The following is a 19,984-nucleotide window of genomic DNA, read 5'->3' as shown; positions in this document are numbered from 1 at the left end:
TCGCCGCTTGGGCTCACCAGCCGGAATAATAGGCCCGCGTCGCCGCGGCGAGCTTGGTCACGAGTTCACGCTCGCAGTTCAGCCGCGGAAGGTCCGCACGCGCCTGCTGCAGGAGTTCGGCCCGGGCACCTTCGAAATCGACCTGAGTCAGCTTCCCATCGCACATGATCTCCTGTCCGCCGACGTAAAGTCCCTTCGCGTGCGCCGCCGTCATTCGCGTGAGCAGAACCTCGGCCTCGTCCAGATCGTCTATCAAGCTATCGGCGATCAGCGCACCGTAGTCCACGAGGACGAGGTCTTCGTTCGCTGGCGCATTCACAACCTTGGCGCCGACATGGATCGCGGCATCGAAGACGCGACGTGCCGTAAAGGTCCGCGCCAGGTCGCGGCCACCGTGCAACAGATGGCCGAGGCGCAGTTCGCGCCAAAGGTCCTGGTCGTCGTCAAACCCCGTGCCGTCGAGGCCGAAAGCGAAGGCGGGCCCGCTTGCCGGAATGGCAGCGAGCGGCGCCACGCCTGAACGCAGGCGCAAGTTTGCCGACGGGTTCGAAACAAGTTGCACACCCCTTGCTGCCAGCAGCCCCAGCTCATCCGGCCGCAGTTGAACGCCATGGGCAACGGCAAGGCGGGGCGAGAGGAAGCCGATATCGTCGAGGTATCGGACGACCCCTTGCGGAAAGCGCCTGTCCAGCCACAGCCTCTGCCTTGGGCTTTCGAGGAGATGCATGTGAATGCGACGACCCGTTGCGTGAGAGGCCTCGGCGATGCTTTCGAGCAGTGCATTGGAGCACCACTGCGGCCCGATCGGGCCGTACTGGACATCGATCAGCGGGTTGGTGTTGGCTGCGGCGACCGAGTCGGCCGCCGAAATCTGGATTGAAGGCGGGGCATATTGGGGGATCGAGGCACTGAGTTCGTCCCAGTCTGCCGGAGCGAGATACGGCCGCAATCGCTGCGGCCCGCCATCATAAGCCCACGGATCGTAGTCGAGAAGCGGGCAGGATAGCGCAAGTCTGATGCCTACGTCGCGGGCCGCGCGCATCACCGCACCAGCCTCCTCCACCAGTCGGTCGACATTCAGCGAATTGTGACAATGCATGGTCGCACCGATGCCCGTTTGCGCCAGCCGGGAGAATGCCACGAGCGCTTCCAGGTAGGGATCGGTGCGCGGTCGGAGCCGAAGCCCGGGGATCCAAACTTCCAGAGCATCGTCGACATTGCCGAAATCGAGCGTGCGGATGCCATAGCCGTGGTCATGCGCGTTGACGGGCGGCGGCATCAGGAGGGCATTGGCCGGGATCGCAGCCGAGGAGGCACCGTCAGGCAGATGCCGCAAGAGGTTTGGCTCACGCCTTGCGGCCTCGTGGCCAGGATGCAAAAGAAGTCGCCCGGGGACCTGGTGTTCACTCAAGGATTGATTGCCTCCATGATCTGGTCGCTGAACCTCAGCAGTTCCGCACCAACGAATTCGATGACGGCTTCGGCCGCGTGGGTTCGCTGCCGGCGTCGCTGCACGAGAATTCCGATATGCAGGTTCTGAAGGCGCGATCCGGAAAGCGGTATCGGAACGACATCGCCTGCCTTGATTTCCGCGAGGAAGCCGATCGGCGTGAAGAAAGCCACTCCCTGCCCCGAGATGATGAATGGCTTGAGCATCATCTGGCTGTTCGACAGCACAAAGGGCCGCCCGGTTCGTTCGAAGACCGAGAGTTCGATTTCGATGAGCGAGCGGATCGGCTGCGTATCGAGTTGCAGAAGCAGGTCGTACTGAGCGCATTCGGCGAGCGAGACCTGCCGCTGCTTCGCCAACGGATGTCCCCGTCCGACGAAAGCCATCAGCGGCATCGGTACGCGAAAGAGCATCTCCGTGTCGTCTGGACGGGCGAGATCAAAGGTCAACCCCATGTCGACATCACCTTCGGCAACCAGGCTGCTGATGTTGCCGTGACCGGCGGTGTGGATATGGAAGCTCACGCCCGGATGGATGCTGTGGAACGTGTTGACCATGTCCGGCAGGAACTGGATGGCCAGGCTGTCCAGACAAGACATTTGCACGCGACCGGCCTTTTTTCCCTGCAAGGCGCCGAGGTCGCTGCGCAGAAGCTCGAAATTCTCAAGCGTGACCCGGGCGTGGCGCAGCACGTTTTCCCCGGCGACGGTCAGCCTCAGGCCGTTCGAGAGCCGTTCGAACAGGGCGATCCCGAGCTCGTCCTCCAGTTTCTTGATCTGCCGGCTGACCGCCGAGGATGCGACGTGAAGCTCCTCGGAGGCCTTGCGAATGGACCCGGACCGCGCGACCGAGACGAAATATTTCAGGATGCTGGCGTGCATTCGATTGGAACCTCCCCTCCCCTGGGCTCCGACCTATAACACGCTCATCGTCCCCTCCAAACGGGCGCGCGCTTCTCCTGGAAGGCGCTGACGCCTTCCAGGGCATCCTCGCTTTTAAGCGCCTTCACGAGTGCAGGCGTGCGCAGCCCTTGTGCTTCCGCCGGCGACAGATGCCCGGTGCGATTGACAGTCTGCTTGATCGCGCGAAGCGAAAGCGGCGCGCAGGCGACAATTTCGGCCACCCAGCGGGCAACGGCGGCATCGAGCTCCTCTGGTTCAGCCACCTCGTTTACGATGCCGAAGCTTTGCATCTCGGCTGCGGAAAACCGTCGGCCGGTCAACAACACGCCCATCGCGAGATTGTGAGGGATCCTGCGCTGGAGAAGCACCATGCCGCCATCAAGCGGCAGGCGTCCGACGCGGGCCTCGGGCAGACCGAACGCGGCCTTCGTCGAGGCAACGACGATATCGCAACCGAGAACCATCTCGAATCCGCCGCCCAGCGCATAGCCGTTGACCTTGGCGATAACAGGAACATCCAGCGAGCGGCGAAAGGCGAGCCCGCCGAAACCGTTCGGCCGGCTCTCGCTCCAGTAGTCGAGGCCGGTCTTTTCGGCCCCTTTAAGATCCGCTCCGGCGCAAAATGCCCGTTCGCCTGCGCCCGTCAGCACGACGCAGCTTATGTCGTCGCGCGCTTCGATCTCCCCCCAGATCGCCTCCAGTTCGCGTTCGGTCGCTGCGTCCACTGCATTCATCCGCTCCGGACGGTTTAACGTGACGCTTGCTACGCGGTCTTCGACGACGAACGTGACGCTCATGCCGCATCTCCCCGGCGAACGGAAAGCCCCGAGAGGATCTCGTCGTTGTGCTCGCCGAGCTTCGGCGGGGCGATGCGCACCGTCACGGTTGCCGCTGACATGTCGATCGGCGAACCGACCAGCCGGATCGGACCGGCTTTCGTTTCGCCGGCATGAAGGATCATGCCGTTGATCACCGTCTGCTCGTCATCGAGCGCTTCGGGAAGCGAGCGTACTGGCGCGCAGAGAATGTCCACCTGCTCCAGCCGGCCGAGCCAATGGGCGCTGCTGTTCTTCGCGAACGCCTCGCGGAAGACCTGCTGCAATTCCGGCCGGCGCTGCATCTGTGCGTCGAAATCGGCAAATTGCGGCCGTAGGGACAGATCCTCGATCTCCAATGCCGTGCAAATGTCGCGCAGCGGGTTCTGCTTGAACGCGCCGACCATGACGATGGCGCCGTCGGTGGTCTCGAACACGCCTGTCAGAGGGAAAGCGCCCCAGTTCAGGTCCTTCTCCCGCATCATGTGCGTGGTGCCTTCCTGCATCTGCATGGCGAGCATCGAGCTGTAGAGACTGACCGCAACCTGCTGGCCGTGGCCGGTCTTTTCACGGTGCAGCAAGGCAAGCAGAATGCCCTGGACGAGGTGCATGCCGGCCGAATAGTCGGCAAGCGGCGTCGCGTAGATCGACAGCGGATGGCTCGCGTCCGACTTCCGGCGCATGACGCCCGAAAGTGCCTGCGCGAGGATGTCCTGTCCGCCCTTGTGCCGATAGGGGCCCTCCAGGCCAAAGCCCGTACCGACGGCGTAGATCAGCCGCGGATTGGTCTTCCTGAGTTCTTCATAACCGAAGCCCATGCGCTCCATGACATCGGGGCGAAAATTGTTGACGACTACGTCGGCCGTGTCGATCAGAGCGCGTACCGCGGCACGCGCCTCATCCTGCTTGAGGTCGAGCGCCAGGCTCTTCTTGTTGCGGTTGAGCGACGAGAAGACCGGATTGTTGAGTCCGTCCGGATCCGACCCCAGCGACCAGCGCGAGAGGTCGCCGATCTTGGCCTTTTCGACCTTGATGACCTCGGCGCCATAGTCGGCCAGCATCTGCGTGCAGCACGGGCCGAGCATGACCTGGGTGAAATCGACGACGCGGATACCGTCGAGGGGAAGAGATGTCATTCTGCGGCCTCCAGATAGGTTGCATTTTCGGATGGTAGGTCGCCGGGATCGGCGCCCTGGGCCCGCAGTTGCTTCTGGATTGCCTTGACATCGGCATCGCGCACCTTCACGCCGGCATTGAGCGCGACGGTGGCGGCAACGCCGGCAGCCTCGCCCATCGCCATGCACGGCGGGATCTCACGGCTCGACTTCTGCGCCTGGATCGTCGCCGAATAGTGCCTGCCCGCAACGATCAGCTGGTCGACTTCCTTCGGCAGCATGGCCCTGTAGGGCGTGTAGTAGTCGCGGCCGCGGCACACGGTATCGGCGAAGTGCTGGCGGTTCATCACGTCGGCCTTGGTAACGACATATTCGCCCTGCAGCAGCCGCGACTGGCGCACGCCCGTCTGTGGTGCAAAATCGATCACATGGGCATTTTCGAAGCCCGGCAAGTTGGCCCTTGCGAAATCGAGCAGGCGAGCAATGCGGGACCGCCCTTCGAGTTCCGCGTAGGTCAGGTCTTCGACACTGAGCCCGGAGAGCTTCGGCATGTGCGGGCAGTTCAGCCAGATGACGCCCGGCAGCGGCGTCTTCAACCACCAAAACGACCAGCATCCGCCGATCAGACGCTTGGCCTCATGATCGATCGCCTTGAACTTTTCCGGTTCTTCGAATTCGAAGCGCTCTGCTGCGGCGGTGTCGATCCCGCCCCAGCGGGAAACGGTCGTCAGGATGAAATTGCCATCGGTATGCTGGGCGCCGGCGTCGGCAGCAACGTCGAGGTCGCCCGATGCGTCGATCACGACATCCCCCATGATGGCTTCGCGGCCGGATTTCGTCTGGCAGACCACGCCCTTGATCGTGCCGTTCTCGACGATTGCCGAGGAGAACCAGCTGTGCGTCCTGAGCTTCACTCCGGATTCGCGAAGGATGTCATAGGAGACCCGTTTGAAAGCGTCCGGATCGAACGCGGCCGCATAGCAAATCGGATGTGGCGCGGATGGCGTATGGAAGTCGAACAAGCCCCAGCGCGCCCACTTTTGCCACGCTTCCGGCGTGTCGCGAAAGTCGAGCTGGCGGTCGCCCTCCGTCGGGGTGACGCAGAGACCGAGTGTCTTCATCCGTTCGATCATCTCCATGCAGATGCCGCGCACGGTGATTTCAAGCCCGTTGACCATATCATCGAGCACCAGAACCATGCCGCCAGCGGCAAGGCCGCCGACATAGGGGTAGCGTTCGAGCAGCGTGACGCTGGCTCCCGTGCGCGCCGCCGACACCGCGGCGGAGATGCCAGCCGGTCCGCCGCCGACGACGACCACGTCGGAGCGGTCGACGATCCTGGCATTGCGCAAGGGTTCTCTGATTGTTTCCATAATCGTTCCTCCATAGGGGACCTGTCCGGCGAAATGTGAGGAGCTCACAGCCAGTGACTTCGTCGGTTGACCGGACCCGGATACATCCAGGTCCAGCAGCAAAGGGTTTGTGGGTCAGTGGTCCGTCGTCGGTTTCCAGCGGACGATCTTCGATTCCGCGAACGAAACAGCGAAGAAGAGAACCACGGCAAGCGAGGCCGCAATCACCACCGTCGCATAGAGCAGAGGCGAACGGAAATTGTAGGTCGCCTCGATGATCAGGGCGCCGAGGCCGTAGCTGGAGCCGATCCACTCGGCGACGATAGCGCCCATCACGCTGCTGGTTGCCGCAATCTTCAGCGCGGCGAAAAGGAAAGGCAGCGAGCCTGGCAGCCGAACCTTCCAGAAGATTTCGGAGTTGCTGGCAGACAGGATGCGCATCAGGTCGAGCATTGCGGGGCTCGCCGACTTCAGTCCCTGCACCATGTTGACGAGGGTCGGGAAGAAACAGATCAGGCCCGCGATGATGATCTTCGGTGCGATGCCGTTGCCGACGAGCAGCACCAGGATCGGCGCCAGTGCGATGATCGGGATCGACTTGATGATCACGGCGATCGGATAGAAGGCTCGCTCGGCGAGCGGGCTGTGGACGAACCAGACCGCTAGAAGGACGGCAATGACATTGCCGAATATGAAGCCGAGAACCGCTTCCATGAGCGTCGGCCAGAAGTTCGTCCATAGGATGCCGGCGTTTTCGCCGAAGGCCTTGATGACGTCGACTGGCCCGGGCGCCATGAACGTTGGCACCGAAAAGCCCCAGACGACGAGCTGCCAAAGCAGGATGCAGCCAAGGATCGCAAGCGTCGCCGGCAGATGTCGCAGGGCAGCGCTGACGGCAGCGTCGATCGCCCTGAACCTGTTGCCGTCGGTCAAGTCGCGGCCATCCGCTTGTGATGGAAGGGCATTTGCCATCAGCATTCTCCCAAAAGTTTGCGCAGGTAGGCGGTAACCTGAATGAACTCGACCGTGTCGCGCATCGCGAGAGATCGCGGATAGGGCAAGTCGACCTTCATGAACTCCTTCACTCGGCCCGGATGGGCCGCGAGCATCAGCACATGTTGACCGAGAAAGACCGCCTCGGGGATCGAATGGGTAACAAAGAGGATGGTGGTCCCGGTTTCCTGCCAGAGGCGCAGCAACTCTTCGTTCAACTTGTCGCGCGTAATCTCGTCGAGCGCGCCGAAGGGCTCATCCATCAACAGGATGCGGGGCCGGGTCACCAGCGCGCGGGCGATCGCCACGCGTTGGCGCTGGCCGCCCGACAGTTCGTGCGGCATCGCCTTTTCGCGCCCCTTCAGCCCGACGAGGGCGAGCAATTCTTCCGGATCGGCATAGGTCGCGCCCGCTTCGCGTTTTCCCACCAGCAGCGGGAGACGCACATTGTCGATCACATTGCGCCATGGCAGCAACGTCGCCTCCTGGAAGACGAAGGCGAAATCGCGGCCCTCGCGCGCCTTGCGCGGCGTCTGGCCATGCACGGACACGGAGCCATCGGTGATGTGCACGAGATCCGCGACCGTTCGCAACAGGGTGGACTTGCCGCAGCCGGACGGGCCGAGCATGGTCACGAGCGAGCCGGCAGGTATCTCGACCGAGACGTCGGAGAGTGCGGTGAAGCCGGAATCATCTGCGCCGAAGCGGATATGAAGATTCTTCACCGACACGGCGGCGCTACCGACTGCTGCATGGTTGGGTCTGCTACGCGTTTCCAGCATCGCCTTACCCTACGCTCTTGCGGACATCGGCCGTCGCATCCAGGATTGCCATGGTGTAGACGTCGTCAGCATTCGGGACCGGGCCCTTGAACTGGCCGAGGTCCGCATAGGTCTTGATCTGCTCTTCCCAGTTCGCACGTTCCATGCCACCCCAGCCGACGGCAGCTGTCGTTTCGTTGAACACGAATTTCATCAGCGGCCCGATGGCCTCCAGTTCGCTTGCCTTGTCCAGGTTCGGATAGGATTCGAGCAGGATGTCGACGGCCTCTTCCTGGTGATCGCGCGCATAGCCCCATCCCCGCGCCGAACCCGACACGAATGCAGCAAGATGGTCCGCGTGATTTTGCAGCTGGTCGTCGGTGGTATAGTAGACGTTGGCATAGAGGCGGATACCGCCGTCCCATAGGGTCAGGTCGACCCGGTCATCACCCAGAACCTTCAAGGCGTTGACGTTCGTCAGCCAGCCACAGACCGCATCGGCCTGGCCGGTCACGAGCTGGTTCATGTCCGAACCCATGTTGACGATCTTGACCTGGTCTTCCGATATCCCGTTCTTGGCGAGGAGCGCGCGAAGCAGAATGACCGAAGTCGGGATCGCTGCGATCGTCTTGCCGATCATGTCCTGAGGCTTGGCAATCGGGTTTGCCTTGCGGGAGAAGTACGCGAAGGGATGTTTCTGGTAGCCGGCTGCGAATGCCTTGATCGGCGCACCGGCCGAACGTGCCAGCATCACCGATGGGCTGGAGGAGATCTGGCCAATCGTCGACTGGCCGACGGCGACGCCAGCAACGCCGTCGACATTCGGTCCGCCAGGCACGATTTCGAGCTCGATGCCCTTCTCGGCATAATAACCCTTCTTGCGGGCAACGAGTTCTCCGAGAAGCCCGTTGGAAGGCAGCCAACCGAGCTGCATCCGAATCGTCGTGGAATCGGCGGCTAGGCCGGGTGAAACATTGATAAGGCTATGGGTCGCAGCAATCGCGCCCATTGCGGCCGCATTCGAAAGGAAACCTCGGCGGTTCATCATAAAACGAGACATATCGTTCCCCTTGCTTGTTATGGGGTCGATGATGATGGAATTTGGCATCTCATAAAGCACAATTTTTAGCGGTTGGTATTGCCGATATGGCAACGCTCAAGGGCCATTCAGGTTTGCCGTTTCGGCAATGTCGGGCTCGAAAGATTGTGCTTTGTGCGAGTTCGATCCCGTCCGATAAGCGAAGACAGGATCAAAGTCTGAACGCCGCGGAGGTATAGATATGGTGCAGAAGAACCTGATCGACGGGGAATGGATCGCCAGTAGCGAAGTGTCCCGCAACATCAATCCATCGAACACCAACGATGTGGTGGGCGAATATGCCCGTGCGTCTGCCGATGATGCCCGCGCCGCGATCGCCGCTGCCAAGGCGGCGTTTCCAGCCTGGTCGCGCTCCGGCATCCTCGAGCGCCACGCGATCCTGAGGAAGACCGCCGACGAGATCCTTGCCCGCAAGGACGAGCTCGGAAGGCTGTTGTCGCGCGAGGAAGGCAAGACGCTTGTCGAAGGCATCGGCGAGACGGTGCGTGCCGGCCAGATCTTCGACTTCTTCGCCGGCGAATGCCTGCGACTGGCGGGCGAAGTGCTGCCGTCGGCGCGACCCAATATCGGCGTCGAGATCACCCGCGAGCCGGTCGGCGTCGTCGGCATCATCACGCCCTGGAACTTCCCGATCGCCATTCCCGCCTGGAAGATCGCGCCGGCGCTTTGTTACGGCAACACCGTCGTCTTCAAGCCGGCCGAGCTGGTGCCCGGCAGTTCCTGGGCCATCGTCGACATCCTCCATCGTGCCGGCCTGCCGAAGGGTGTGTTGAACCTCGTGATGGGCAAGGGCTCGGTGGTCGGCCAGGCGATGCTCGATAGCCCCGATGTGCACGCCATCACCTTCACCGGCTCGACCGGCACCGGCAAACGGGTGGCGCTCGCCTCGGTCGAGCACAATCGCAAATACCAGCTGGAGATGGGCGGCAAGAACCCGTTCGTCGTGCTTGACGATGCCGATCTGTCCGTGGCGGTCGAGGCGGCGGTCAACTCCGCCTTTTTCTCCACCGGCCAGCGCTGCACGGCGTCTTCCCGCCTCATCGTCACCGAGGGCATTCACGACCGCTTCGTGGCCGCAATGGGCGAACGGATCAAGGGGCTGACAATCGACGACGCGCTGAAGGCCGGCACCCATATCGGTCCGGTGGTCGATCAAAGCCAGCTCAACCAGGACACCGATTATATCGCCATCGGCCAGCAGGAGGGCGCCAAACTCGCCTTTGGCGGCGAACTGCTGAAGCGCGACACGCCCGGCTTCTACCTGCAGCCGGCACTGTTCACCGAGGCGACCAACCAGATGCGCATTTCGCGGGAAGAAATCTTCGGGCCGGTCGCGTCCGTCATCCGCGTCCGCGATTATGACGAGGCGCTCACGGTGGCCAACGACACCCCCTTCGGCCTGTCCTCGGGGATCGCCACCACCAGCCTCAAGCATGCGACCCATTTCAAGCGCAATGCCGAGGCCGGCATGGTGATGGTCAACCTGCCGACGGCGGGCGTCGATTTCCACGTGCCGTTCGGCGGCCGCAAGGGCTCGTCCCATGGCTCGCGCGAGCAGGGACGCTACGCCGCCGAATTCTACACAACCGTCAAGACGGCCTACACGTCGGCGTAGATGTGAGCATTCACCCCGCCGTTCGACTGGCGATTAACGTGTTGAACGGCGGGGCAATTCCAATGATCCGACTGACGCAGCAACCGCTAACACGCGGCTCATCAACTCTGGGGATTAAATCCGCTCTCAGAGGACGGCATAGAGGGAGCGCGACGACACCACATACTGGATCGCCGCAAGCAGGAGCGCGACCGCAACGATCACGCCGATACGCAAAATCCTATCAAGGAAGGTTTCCTGGCCCTGCATCGTCAAACCTCGTTCTTCAACAGGTGTATTCGACAATCGCCAAAGCCAAAGGACCACCCTCGCGAGTCTCAGGACAGACCCGCGATGGTGGTCGCAGACGCGATGGATGACTTTGTAGGCCCGTCCGCGGCTCTTGATCAGCTACGAACGGGCTCAGGGAGGTCGAACTGACTAGAGGGCAGCGCGCTTGTCATGCCTTGCGACGCGAGCAAGCAGATAGTCGACTTCTGCTCGCGCTGTCGGGGTCAGCATCTGGGCCGGCTTGCGTTGGGCGTCGGAGGCGATGACGCCGCGGCGTTTCAAAACGTGCTTGCGAACGGCAAGGCCGATGCCAAGCTGTTGCTCGTAACGGATCAAAGGCAGGTGCGCATCGAAGAGGTCGTGCGCTTCATCCCTCTTTCCAGCCGCAAACAATCGCATCAGTTCGGTGAGCATGTCCGGGAATCCATAGCCGGTCATGGCTCCGTCCGCGCCTCGTTCGGGCTCAAAGTCGAGGAACATGCCGCCGTTGCCGCAGAGCACGGAAAAGTCGCGAAGTTCTCCCGCCTTCTGCAGGGCGCGCAGCTTCGATATCTTTTCAAGGCCGGGCCAGTCCTCGTGCTTCAGCATCAGGCAGGACGTGTGGTTGGACATGATCTTCGCGATGACACCAGGCGTCATGACGACCGTGAGGGTCAGCGGATAGTCCTGTAGAACCCACGGCACATCCTCGCCGACAGCTTCCACCGCGCCTGCGAAATAGTTGACGATCTGGTCATCGGTGCGCAGGGCGGGAGGCGGAGCGATCATCACGCCAGCGGCACCCATGTCCATCGAGTGACGCGCCAACGAGCGCATGCTGGCAAAACCTGGAGCGGAGACGCCGACGATCACCGGAATTTTGGACCGAGAGACCACGCGCTTGACGATGGCTCTACTTTCCTCCGGCTCGAGCTTTGGGGCCTCGCCCATGATGCCGAGGATCGTGATGCCGGTGCAGCCGCTCTCCTCATAAAACTCCGTCAGCTTGTCGATCGATTTGAAATCGATCGAGCCGTCCTCGAGGAACGGTGTGGTTGCGATGGCGTAGACGCCCTTGGATTGCGTGCTGAACGTCATTTCTGGCTGTCCTTCCAGGCCTCATACCGGGCCTTCGTTTCTGCATTCATTGGGTAAAGACCGGGAAGCGGCACGCCCCGATCGACTTCACTCATGATCCAGGCCTCCATGCGCTCCTGTTCAGGCGCTTCGGCGAGCACCTCGTCGAGAAGCGCTGCCGGGATGAGGACTGCACCGTCGTCATCGACCACGACAATGTCGTCCGGAAGCACGGCAACGCCGCCGCAATTGATCGGCTCCTGCCATCCGACAAAGGTCAGCCCTGCGACCGACGGCGGTGCTGCGATGCCATTGCACCACACCTTCATGCCGCTCGCCAACACTCCCTCGGCGTCGCGCATCACGCCGTCGGTGACGAGGCCGACAACGTTGCGTTTCGCCATCCGGGCACACAGGATGTCGCCGAAGATGCCGGCATCGCCGATGCCCATCGCGTCGACGACCGCGACACAGCCCTCGGGCATCGCCTCGATCGCCGCCCGGGTGGAGATCGGCGATGCCCAGCTCGCAGGCGTGGCGAGGTCCTCCCGGGCAGGGATGAAGCGCAGGGTAAATGCCTTGCCGACAACCCGCCCCTGGCCAGGCTTCAGCGGCTTGGTGCCACGCATCCAGACATTGCGAAGCCCTCTTTTGAGCAGAACCGTCGTTAGCGTCGCAGTGGATACGCCCTTCAGGGTTTCAACGACGTGAGGCTCAAGTGTCATGATCGATCTCGCCCAAATCAGATGCTGTTGATCAGACCGCCATCGACGCGGATGACGGAGCCGGTGATGTAGGATGCGCGGGGGCTGGCAAGGAAGGTGACGGTGTCACCGTATTCCTTCGGGTCGCCGTAGCGCCCGACTGGAATGGACCCGGTACTTTCGGCGGTGACGTCGGCGACCGGCCGGTTTTCACGCTTCGCCTTCTGCTCGTCCAGGAACACGATCCGCCCGGTGGCGATCCGTCCCGGCAACACGATGTTTGCGGTGATGCCATCGCGCCCGACCTCGCGCGCCAAGGTTTTTGACCAGCCCACAAGCGCCAGGCGCAGGCTGTTCGAAATCCCGAGATTTGCAATCGGTGCGACGACGCCTGAAGACGTGGAGGTGATGATGCGTCCCCATTTGCGCTCGCGCATCGTCGGCAGAACGGCATCGGTGACCGCGATCACCGAGCGAACCATGAGGTCGAAGTACTTCGACCAATCGTCGGGCGACTGGCCTGCGGCCGGCGTCGGCGGCGGGCCGCCGGTGTTGTTGACCAGGATGTCGACCGGGCCAAACGCATTGTTTATGGCGTCGAGCTTCCGACCAACCAGGGACAGGTCGCCAATATCCCAGGTGAGCGGAATGGCCTTGCCACCCTCGGCCTTGATTGCATCCGCGGTCGCCTTGGCGCTTTCCTCGTGGATGTCGGCGACGACGACGGAAACATCTTCGGCCGCAAGCGACCTTGCGATTGCGCCGCCAAGTCCACCGCCGGCGCCGAAGACAAGCGCCGTCTTGCCGTTCAAATGTAGATCCACCTCTTCCTCCTTTGTTTCCGGGGCACTATGGCAACGCGCAAACAAGAGAAAAACCTTCCTTTTTATTCCTTCAGACGATAGTAAAAGTATCGATGGAAACCCGCTTTCTCGAAACCTTCCTGGCCGTCGTTCAACACGGCTCTCTGGCTGAGGCGTCGCGCCGCCTGGGTGTGACGCCGGCCGCGGTCGCGCAACGTATCCAGGCGTTGGAAGACGAGATCGGGCTGCCCCTTCTGGCGCGATCAGGCCGGCGGGTGAAGCCAACCGAAGCGGGCGTCGCGATCCTTGAAAAGAGCCGACGCGTTCTATCGGAAGTCAGACAGTTGAAAGGACTGGCACACGACGACCAGGCATTCGGAGAACTGCGGCTTGGTGCCATCTCGACGGCACTGACGGGCCTGCTTCCGAATGCGCTACGAAAAGTGTTCGACACGACGCCGGGCGTCGACATCTTCCTGCTGCCGGGAACGTCGGCAGAGCTCTATAACAGCGTGCTGGAGGAAAAGATCGACGCGGCGATCCTCGTCAAACCGCCCTTCCCGATACCCAAGACCTTACATTGGGAACTGATCCGGTCGGAGCCGTTCGTCCTTCTGGCGCCGCCCGACCTCGCGAACTTCACCGCCGACCGCTTGCTTCGCGAGCAACCATTCATCCGATACGACAGAAGCAATTGGGGCGGCCGCTTGGCAGATGCCTATCTTCAATCCCAGCGGATTCTTCCTCGCGAGTGGCTGGAACTCGACTCGCTCGAAGCCATATCGGTCATGGTTGAAGCTGGACTAGGCGTATCGCTCATGCCCGACTGGCGTTCGTCCCTCTTCGACAACCTGCGCGTTGCCCGGCTTCCGCTGCGCAACGCACCGTGCCGCGAGATCGGCTTGCTCAGACCTCGCAACGTGCCATCAGCCCGACTGATACAGGCCATTCTCGATGCCATTCGATTATAGAGCGGACCGAACTTCCGGCCGCAGGGGCCGTCCTCGTTCTGGTCTTTACGCGCACCACGATGGCTCGAAGCCGACCCGACGATGGGCTCGTAGACCAACAGTGGATATCTCCGAGAGATCAGTGACTTTCCGGGCCCTGCATCCACTGCGGGATATCCCGTTTGGCATGAAGCACACGCCAAACGTCGATATAATCAGCCTGCTCGCGATAGAAGACGAGATATGGGTATCTCTTCAAATAGACGTTCCGCAAATCAGGTAATCCCAATTCGTACGAATATCTCAATGATCCAGATTCCGGATGGTTCGCGATCAAATCGTATGCCGTTTGAAGAGCGTCGATAAATCCGTGGGCAACTTCAGGTCCCGCCTCGCTTGCGTAATAGTCGACGGCCGCTTCGGCATCATTGCGAGCCAATTCACGTGGAATAATCCGTTTGTAACTCACTTGGCCTGCCGAACTCGTTCGCGCAACCTGGTGAAATAATCAGCGTCGGCCGGTTCAGTCTGATCAGAGGAAGCACCGTCAAGCAACAGCCTGCGCAATGTGAGCCGGTCCTGATCTCGACGAATCAACTCCCGGATATACTCACTGCTCGTCCCATAGCCCCGCCCGGCGACTTGCTCATCGACGAAGCTCTTCAAATAGTCCGGCAGAGAAATGTTCATTGTGCTCATGTGAAAAAGAATACCGTCCTTGGCAAAAAATGGCAAGGACGGTTGATTCCAACAACTTTCACGAGACGCGATAATGCCTAACGCGGTGGCGTTCACCTGATGCGGATTCTACTCGGCCGGCACGGGCCTTGTTTCGCACAGGCGGATGGCGGTGCACCGCCGGGGCCGCCTGAGCTATGCCGGCGTACCCGCAGAGCGCATGCGGTCCTATCTCGGCCGCTTCGCCGAGGCGCTTTCCTGGCCTTGAGGCTGCTGCCGTCGAGCCCCAAGGGACCAGCCGGCAAAGCGGACCAGGAGCCCGCGAAAATGCGCCTCTATGAAGCGCGCCCAATCGCGCGGCTCCTCGGGATTGTCCAGATCCCGCCGGGCAACCACATAGCCGATCCCCCGCAACATCGCGGCCGCCTCAGTGCCGAAAGGCACGCAGCGGTTTGCCGCTGCGCTGGGTGACGCCGACGCCGGGAGCCGCGCCGACCTCCGCATTGGAGGCAGCAAGCAGCGGCTTGCCGCGCACCATGTCTGAGCCACGCTCGGCGAGCATGATCGTCGGCGCGTTGAGGTTGGCGTTCGGCTCTGCCGGGAAGACGGAGCTGTCGATGACCCGGAGGCCGCCGATGCCGCGCACCCGGAGTTCGCTGTCGACGACGGCCATCTCGTCCTCGCCCATGCGGCAGGAGCCGCAGGGGTGGTAGGTGCTTTCCATGGTCTCACGCACCCAGGCGTCGATCTCGTCGTTGCTGCGCACATCCTTGCCGGGCGCGATCTCCTCGCCGCGGAAGCGGTCGAAGGCGGGTTGGGCGATGATTTCGCGGGTGAGCCGCAGGCAGCGCCGAAAACCTTCGCGGTCCTCCTCGCGGTCGAGATAGTTGAAGAGGATATCCGGCTGCTCGTGCGCCTCCGGCGAGCGCAGCCGCACATAACCGCGGCTCTTCGGCTTGTTCGGCCCCGTCAGCACCATGAAACCGTGACCGTCGAGCGGCTTCTTGCCGTCATAGCGCATGGCGGCGGGCAGGAAGTGAAACTGGATATCCGGCCACTGGAGGGAGGCGTCGGAACGAATGAAGCCGCCGCTCTCGAAATGGTTGGAGACCGAAAGCCCCTTCTTGAAGAGCAGCCACTCCGCACCGATCAGGGCTTTGCTCAAAAGCCCCATCTTGCCGTTGAGCGTGATCGGCTCCTTGCAGGCATACTGGATGTAGACCTCGGAGTGGTCCTGCAGATTCTCGCCGACGCCCGGCAGATCGTGCAGCACCTCGACGCCCGCCTTTTGCAGCACGGCAGCCGGGCCGATGCCGGAGCGTTGCAGGAGGTGCGGCGAGCCGATCGGGCCGGAGGAAATCAGCACTTCGCGGCTTGCCTTCGCCACGACGCGCTCCCCACCCAGCTCGTATTCAACGCCGACGGCACGTTTTCCCTCGAGCAGTACACGCCGCGTCATGGCGTGGGTGACGACCGTGAGGTTCGGCCGGCTCATCGCCGGCTTGAGATAGGCATTGGCCGTCGACCAGCGCACGCCGTCCTTGACGGTCATGTGCATCGGCCCGAAGCCCTCCTGCATATGGCCGTTCGGGTCTTTCGTCGTGATATAGCCCGCCTCGCGGCCGGCATCGACGAAGGCCCGGTAGAGCGGGTTCCGCATCCTGTTGCCGGCATTGGTGGCGAGCGGGCCGGCGGCGCCGCGATAGGCGTCGCCCCCGTCCTGCCAGCTTTCGGCGCGCTGGAAATAGGGCAGGCAATTGGCATAGCGCCAGCCGCGCGCCCCAAGCTCCTCCCACTCGTCGAAGTCGCGGGCATGGCCGCGCATGTAGACAAGCCCGTTGATCGAGGAGGAACCGCCGATGACCTTTCCACGCGGGCAGTGGACCCGGCGGCCGTCGAGGCCGGGCTCCGGCAGGGTCATGTATTTCCAGTTGTATTTCGTGCCGTTCATCGGGATGGACAGCGCCGTCGGCATCTGAATGAAGATCGACTTGTCGCTGCCGCCGTATTCGAGGACCAGGACTTTTACGGCCGGGTCTTCCGAAAGGCGGTTGGCGAGCACGCAGCCGGCCGATCCGGCACCGATGATGATGTAGTCGTAGGTATCGCTCATGGCGGTCATCCCGATATTACGGATAGAGGCCCCAGCCACGCCCGCGGGCGAAAAGTCGGGTCAGGACATAGTGGACCGCGCCGGCTGCAAGGCAGGAAGGCACGGAGGCGGTGAGGTACTTGAACGCCGGCAGGCTCGCGAGTGTCTGCGGATTGAAGACGAGCACGTAGACCGCGAAACCGACGGCAAGCGCAAAGAGGCCGATGGGATTGAAGCCACCCCAGAAACGGTAGGGACCGTTTTCCTGCGGACCGTGCAGGCTGCGCATGTCGAGCTTCTGCCCGCGCAGGAAGAAGTAATCGGCAATGCCGATGCCGGCGAGCGCGGAATTGAGCGCCGAGGTCCAGACGAGGAAGATGAAGAAGCCGTCATACATCTGCGGATAGAAGACCACGAGGCCGAGCGGGATGACGCAGAACAGGAAGAGGATCGCCCCCCAGGAGATGGCCCGCACCGAGGCCGTGCCCACCTGCCGCAGACCGACGATGGAGGTGTAAAGGATGTTGGCCATCGAGGTCATGTTGGCGAAGGCGACGAAGAGCAGCGCGATGATGCCGATGACGGGGCCGGCGATCTTGGTCATCCAGATCGTCGGGTCGCTGTCGCCGAGTGCGACGGCGGCGAGCAGGCCGACAATTTCGCCGAGTGCGGCGGCACCGAAAATGCCGAGGATGTTCGGCCAGAAGGCGGTGCGTTCGTTCTGGGTGAGGCGGGCGAGATTGCCGATATAGGGCCACCAGGAGAAGCCGGCGGCAAGGTTCACTTCGATAGCGATAATGAAGTTGAGCGTATTATCCTCAAACGGCGGGGAAAGCGCCGGCATCGCCAGCAGCTCGGAGAAGGAGCGGTGCTGGAGAATGAGGTAGAGCATCACGATCATCAGGATCACCAGCGCGGGCGAGACGACCATGTTGAAGAACTTGATCGAGGTCGGCCCTTTGGCGACGATGACCCAGGTAACGAGGATGGCGCCGACGGCGGCGACGATCATCTTGATGCCGGTCGGGTTGGTGGCCTCGCCGGAGCTCAGCGCCGTCAACCCGTCGATCGAGCGGCCGAACATCATGGCCAGCACCGCAAGCCAGCCCATGGTGAGCACCACGACGGCCAGCACATAGACGACGCGGCTGCCGTTATAACCGAACTGGCTGCGCAGCGCGACGAACTGCTCGATGCCGTAGCGGCCGGAAAGCGGCGTGGTGGCAAGTGCCGTCAACATGACACCGACGATGTTGCCGATGATGATGGCGGCGATGCCCTCCTTCGGTCCGACGAAGAGGCCTACGGAGCCGCCGATCAGGAAGGCCCAGGTGGCGATGGCGAGCGCCGAATTGGCGTAGGTGAATTCCCAGAAACCCCAGAGCCGTTCAGCGGGCAGGAGCGGTGCATCGCCGCGTTCGGCCGCGGCTCGGTTGGCGGAGGCTTCCTCCCGTTGGATTTCTGCGGCGGCAAGCCCGCCATTGGCGACGTGATCGGTCATGTCATGCCCCCCAGAACCAGGAACCGAGGACCAGCACGAGCGTCAGCACGGTCATGCCGGCATAGTCGAGGACGGTCATCGTGCCTTCGAAGCGGTGACCCGCCTCGATGTCTTCATAGATGCGGGCGCGGCGTCCCAGTTCGTTCTGCCAGGCGATATCGTTTTCCATTTTTGGTTCCCCTATCGCGTCGCGCCTTCGGCGTCTTTCTGCGATGAAAGGCGGCTCCATCAGCCGCCGGTGGTGCGAAGCGGCCGCCCATGGGCGGCGGCCGCAAGGTTTACGGCAACGTGATCCACACCGCCTTGGTCTCCATGAGGTAGTCGAGTTGCTCCGGCCCCAGGTCCTTGCCGAAGCCCGAAGCCTTGAAGCCGCCGAAGGGCATGGAAGGATCGATCGTGCTGTGGGCATTGACGTAGACAGAGCCCGCATGCAGGCGCGGGATGAGCGTGTGCACGCGCGCGAGATCGTTCGAGTAGATCGCGGCGGCAAGGCCGAACGGCGTGTCGTTCGCCAGCGAAACTGCGTCCTCCGGCGTGTCGAAAGGGCTGGTGACCAGCACAGGCCCAAAAATCTCCTCGCGCACGATGCTCATCTCCGGCTTGCAATAGGCAAAGATGGCGGGTTCGACGAAATGGCCCGGTCGGTCGGGGCTGCCGCCGCCATGGATCAGCTCCGCGCCCTCGCGGCGGCCGGCCTCGATATAGCTGGAAACCACCTTCTTCTGCTGCGCCGAGACCATGGGGCCGATGTAGCAATCATGGTCGAGGCCTGGCGCGAGCTTCAGCGTGCGGGTGACAGCGACCAGTTCTTCGAGGAAGGCGTCATGGACCGACCGCTGGACATAGACGCGGGTGCCGGCATCGCAGACCTGGCCGGAATTGAAGAACACGCCGTTTGCCACCGCCCGGGCAGCACTTGCCAGATCGGCATCGTCGAGCACCAGCACCGGTGATTTGCCGCCGAGTTCCAGCGTGACGTGCTTCAGATTGCCGACCGCCGTGCGGCCGACCTCCTGCCCGACGGGCGTCGATCCGGTGAAGGTCACCTTGTCGATGCCCGGATGGGTGGACATGGCCGCGCCGATGACGCTGCCCTTGCCCGTGACGATATTGACCACGCCATCGGGAATGCCGGCCTCCTGCACCAGTTCGGCAAAGCGCAGGGTGGATAGCGAGGTGAGTTCCGCCGGCTTGACGATGACGGTGCAGCCGACAGCAAGGGCAGCTGCGAGCTTCCACGCCATGGTCTGCAGCGGAAAGTTCCACGGCACGATGGCGGCGACGACGCCGAGCGGTTCCTTGCGGGTATAGGCGAGATAATTTCCGGGAATGGAAGGTTCGACGGTGCGGCCGTGCAGCTTTGTCGGCCAGCCGGCGAAATAGCGGAACGTATCAACCGTGCCCTGGATATCGATCTCGCGGGCAAAGGTCACCGACTTGCCCATGTCGATAGCTTCGATTTCCGCCAGCTCGTCGGCATGGGTCTCGATGAGGTCGGCGAGGCGGTGCAGCAGGCGTTCGCGTTCGAGCGGCTTGAGGAGACGCCACGCGCCGCCATCGAACTGGGCGCGGGCAGCGCGGACGGCCCGGTCGAGATCGTCCGTAGTGCCCGAGGGGGCGCGGGTGATCAGGCCGCCGGTGGAGGGCTCGAAAATGTCGAAGGTCGCGCCGTTGCCGCTGTCGACCCAGGCGCCGCCGATGAACATCTTCTGGGGCTTGGCCAGAAACCGCCGCGTCGCATCGCTGACGCCGTATTGATCCAGATAATTGCGGACGCATTCGTCCATGTCTCTTCCTCCTCGTCGGCCGCCGCAGGCGTGCCGGCCCT

21 protein-coding genes are annotated in these 19,984 nt (G+C 62.5%); 2 read left to right on the top strand and 19 right to left on the bottom strand.

Translation table 11 applies throughout. From position 1 onward, the window contains the following. Positions 1-13: 13 nt before the first annotated feature. The 8 genes from AC070A_RS26705 to AC070A_RS26670 form a co-directional block, all read right to left on the bottom strand. Positions 14-1,336, bottom strand: coding sequence for an amidohydrolase family protein (locus AC070A_RS26705; RefSeq protein ID WP_492384406.1), 1,323 nt, complete (start codon positions 1,334-1,336; stop codon positions 14-16). Positions 1,337-1,407: 71 nt separating this feature from the next. Continuing rightward, complete coding sequence (locus AC070A_RS26700; protein WP_057251120.1) at positions 1,408-2,331, bottom strand: LysR family transcriptional regulator; 924 nt, start codon at positions 2,329-2,331, stop codon at positions 1,408-1,410. A gap of 44 nt (positions 2,332-2,375) precedes the next feature. Then, positions 2,376-3,149: an enoyl-CoA hydratase-related protein gene (locus AC070A_RS26695; RefSeq protein ID WP_113737766.1), complete on the bottom strand. Its 774-nt coding sequence runs from the start codon at positions 3,147-3,149 to the stop codon at positions 2,376-2,378. Further along, on the bottom strand, positions 3,146-4,303 hold the full coding sequence (locus tag AC070A_RS26690) for a CaiB/BaiF CoA transferase family protein (protein WP_113737767.1): 1,158 nt from the start codon (positions 4,301-4,303) through the stop codon (positions 3,146-3,148). The genes AC070A_RS26695 and AC070A_RS26690 overlap by 4 nt, the downstream gene beginning before the upstream one ends. Further along, on the bottom strand, positions 4,300-5,655 hold the full coding sequence (locus AC070A_RS26685; RefSeq protein WP_492383979.1) for an FAD-dependent oxidoreductase: 1,356 nt from the start codon (positions 5,653-5,655) through the stop codon (positions 4,300-4,302). Before AC070A_RS26685 ends, AC070A_RS26690 begins: the two co-directional genes overlap by 4 nt. Before the next feature lie 114 nt (positions 5,656-5,769). After that, a complete protein-coding gene (locus AC070A_RS26680) occupies positions 5,770-6,606 on the bottom strand; it encodes an ABC transporter permease (RefSeq protein WP_375374135.1) in 837 nt (278 codons plus the stop codon). Then, positions 6,606-7,409, bottom strand: a complete 804-nt coding sequence (locus tag AC070A_RS26675) for an ABC transporter ATP-binding protein (RefSeq protein WP_492383980.1) — start codon at positions 7,407-7,409, stop codon at positions 6,606-6,608. The genes AC070A_RS26680 and AC070A_RS26675 overlap by 1 nt, the downstream gene beginning before the upstream one ends. A 4-nt stretch (positions 7,410-7,413) precedes the next feature. Continuing rightward, positions 7,414-8,448, bottom strand: a complete 1,035-nt coding sequence (locus AC070A_RS26670; protein WP_113737773.1) for an ABC transporter substrate-binding protein — start codon at positions 8,446-8,448, stop codon at positions 7,414-7,416. Between the two features lie 220 nt (positions 8,449-8,668). On the opposite strand from AC070A_RS26670, the gene AC070A_RS26665 reads away from it, so the two are divergent. Beyond that, complete coding sequence (locus AC070A_RS26665; RefSeq protein ID WP_492383981.1) at positions 8,669-10,102, top strand: aldehyde dehydrogenase family protein; 1,434 nt, start codon at positions 8,669-8,671, stop codon at positions 10,100-10,102. 126 nt (positions 10,103-10,228) lie between these two features. Here the strand turns inward: AC070A_RS26665 and AC070A_RS26660 are convergent, their stop codons facing one another. From AC070A_RS26660 to AC070A_RS26645, 4 genes are all read right to left on the bottom strand, one after another. Continuing rightward, the gene (locus AC070A_RS26660; protein WP_256436675.1) at positions 10,229-10,351 is read right to left on the bottom strand and encodes a hypothetical protein; all 123 of its coding nucleotides are present in this window, start codon (positions 10,349-10,351) and stop codon (positions 10,229-10,231) included. 171 nt (positions 10,352-10,522) lie between these two features. Further along, entirely contained in the window at positions 10,523-11,449 is a 927-nt protein-coding gene (locus AC070A_RS26655; RefSeq protein ID WP_218373805.1) for a dihydrodipicolinate synthase family protein, read from the bottom strand. Next, positions 11,446-12,153 (bottom strand): ribonuclease activity regulator RraA, encoded by a 708-nt coding sequence (locus tag AC070A_RS26650; protein WP_057248677.1) that lies wholly within the window; start codon positions 12,151-12,153, stop codon positions 11,446-11,448. Before AC070A_RS26650 ends, AC070A_RS26655 begins: the two co-directional genes overlap by 4 nt. Before the next feature lie 17 nt (positions 12,154-12,170). Next, positions 12,171-12,956 (bottom strand): SDR family oxidoreductase, encoded by a 786-nt coding sequence (locus AC070A_RS26645; RefSeq protein WP_057248678.1) that lies wholly within the window; start codon positions 12,954-12,956, stop codon positions 12,171-12,173. Positions 12,957-13,048: 92 nt separating this feature from the next. Here AC070A_RS26645 and AC070A_RS26640 point away from each other — a divergent pair, with 92 nt between their 5' ends. After that, complete coding sequence (locus tag AC070A_RS26640) at positions 13,049-13,906, top strand: LysR family transcriptional regulator (RefSeq protein WP_057248679.1); 858 nt, start codon at positions 13,049-13,051, stop codon at positions 13,904-13,906. Positions 13,907-14,024: 118 nt separating this feature from the next. Here the strand turns inward: AC070A_RS26640 and AC070A_RS26635 are convergent, their stop codons facing one another. From AC070A_RS26635 to AC070A_RS26605, 7 genes are all read right to left on the bottom strand, one after another. Next, a complete protein-coding gene (locus tag AC070A_RS26635; RefSeq protein ID WP_057248680.1) occupies positions 14,025-14,354 on the bottom strand; it encodes a type II toxin-antitoxin system RelE/ParE family toxin in 330 nt (109 codons plus the stop codon). Then, positions 14,351-14,584, bottom strand: a complete 234-nt coding sequence (locus AC070A_RS26630; RefSeq protein WP_057248799.1) for a type II toxin-antitoxin system ParD family antitoxin — start codon at positions 14,582-14,584, stop codon at positions 14,351-14,353. Before AC070A_RS26630 ends, AC070A_RS26635 begins: the two co-directional genes overlap by 4 nt. 207 nt (positions 14,585-14,791) lie before the next feature. Then, on the bottom strand, positions 14,792-14,980 hold the full coding sequence (locus tag AC070A_RS26625) for a hypothetical protein (RefSeq protein ID WP_494773602.1): 189 nt from the start codon (positions 14,978-14,980) through the stop codon (positions 14,792-14,794). Positions 14,981-14,990: 10 nt separating this feature from the next. Further along, positions 14,991-16,676, bottom strand: a complete 1,686-nt coding sequence (gene betA, locus AC070A_RS26620; protein ID WP_057248682.1) for a choline dehydrogenase — start codon at positions 16,674-16,676, stop codon at positions 14,991-14,993. 16 nt (positions 16,677-16,692) lie between these two features. Further along, positions 16,693-18,156, bottom strand: coding sequence for a cytosine permease (locus AC070A_RS26615; protein WP_492383982.1), 1,464 nt, complete (start codon positions 18,154-18,156; stop codon positions 16,693-16,695). Position 18,157: 1 nt separating this feature from the next. Continuing rightward, complete coding sequence (locus AC070A_RS26610) at positions 18,158-18,325, bottom strand: hypothetical protein (RefSeq protein WP_113737984.1); 168 nt, start codon at positions 18,323-18,325, stop codon at positions 18,158-18,160. A gap of 109 nt (positions 18,326-18,434) precedes the next feature. Next, complete coding sequence (locus AC070A_RS26605; RefSeq protein WP_492383983.1) at positions 18,435-19,943, bottom strand: aldehyde dehydrogenase family protein; 1,509 nt, start codon at positions 19,941-19,943, stop codon at positions 18,435-18,437. Positions 19,944-19,984: the final 41 nt, after the last annotated feature.

The sequence above is a fragment of the Ensifer sp. GW101-20A05 genome (assembly GCF_059424735.1).
Note: the sequence above shows the minus strand (reverse complement) of the source record. Positions and strands in the feature narration are given on the sequence as shown.

Excerpts from the sequence above, each read along its gene's own strand:
- AC070A_RS26690 (WP_113737767.1), bottom strand. The coding sequence starts at position 4,303 with ATGACATCTCTTCCCCTCGACGGTATCCGCGTCGTCGATTTCACCCAG.
- AC070A_RS26685 (WP_492383979.1), bottom strand. The coding sequence starts at position 5,655 with ATGGAAACAATCAGAGAACCCTTGCGCAATGCCAGGATCGTCGACCGC.
- AC070A_RS26605 (WP_492383983.1), bottom strand. The coding sequence starts at position 19,943 with ATGGACGAATGCGTCCGCAATTATCTGGATCAATACGGCGTCAGCGAT.
- AC070A_RS26670 (WP_113737773.1), bottom strand. The coding sequence starts at position 8,448 with ATGTCTCGTTTTATGATGAACCGCCGAGGTTTCCTTTCGAATGCGGCC.
- AC070A_RS26660 (WP_256436675.1), bottom strand. The coding sequence starts at position 10,351 with ATGCAGGGCCAGGAAACCTTCCTTGATAGGATTTTGCGTATCGGCGTG.
- AC070A_RS26610 (WP_113737984.1), bottom strand. The coding sequence starts at position 18,325 with ATGGAAAACGATATCGCCTGGCAGAACGAACTGGGACGCCGCGCCCGC.
- AC070A_RS26615 (WP_492383982.1), bottom strand. The coding sequence starts at position 18,156 with ATGACCGATCACGTCGCCAATGGCGGGCTTGCCGCCGCAGAAATCCAA.
- AC070A_RS26700 (WP_057251120.1), bottom strand. The coding sequence starts at position 2,331 with ATGCACGCCAGCATCCTGAAATATTTCGTCTCGGTCGCGCGGTCCGGG.
- AC070A_RS26630 (WP_057248799.1), bottom strand. The coding sequence starts at position 14,584 with ATGAGCACAATGAACATTTCTCTGCCGGACTATTTGAAGAGCTTCGTC.
- betA (WP_057248682.1), bottom strand. The coding sequence starts at position 16,676 with ATGAGCGATACCTACGACTACATCATCATCGGTGCCGGATCGGCCGGC.
- AC070A_RS26675 (WP_492383980.1), bottom strand. The coding sequence starts at position 7,409 with ATGCTGGAAACGCGTAGCAGACCCAACCATGCAGCAGTCGGTAGCGCC.
- AC070A_RS26640 (WP_057248679.1), top strand. The coding sequence starts at position 13,049 with ATGGAAACCCGCTTTCTCGAAACCTTCCTGGCCGTCGTTCAACACGGC.
- AC070A_RS26655 (WP_218373805.1), bottom strand. The coding sequence starts at position 11,449 with ATGACGTTCAGCACGCAATCCAAGGGCGTCTACGCCATCGCAACCACA.
- AC070A_RS26680 (WP_375374135.1), bottom strand. The coding sequence starts at position 6,606 with ATGGCAAATGCCCTTCCATCACAAGCGGATGGCCGCGACTTGACCGAC.
- AC070A_RS26625 (WP_494773602.1), bottom strand. The coding sequence starts at position 14,980 with ATGTTGCGGGGGATCGGCTATGTGGTTGCCCGGCGGGATCTGGACAAT.
- AC070A_RS26665 (WP_492383981.1), top strand. The coding sequence starts at position 8,669 with ATGGTGCAGAAGAACCTGATCGACGGGGAATGGATCGCCAGTAGCGAA.
- AC070A_RS26650 (WP_057248677.1), bottom strand. The coding sequence starts at position 12,153 with ATGACACTTGAGCCTCACGTCGTTGAAACCCTGAAGGGCGTATCCACT.
- AC070A_RS26695 (WP_113737766.1), bottom strand. The coding sequence starts at position 3,149 with ATGAGCGTCACGTTCGTCGTCGAAGACCGCGTAGCAAGCGTCACGTTA.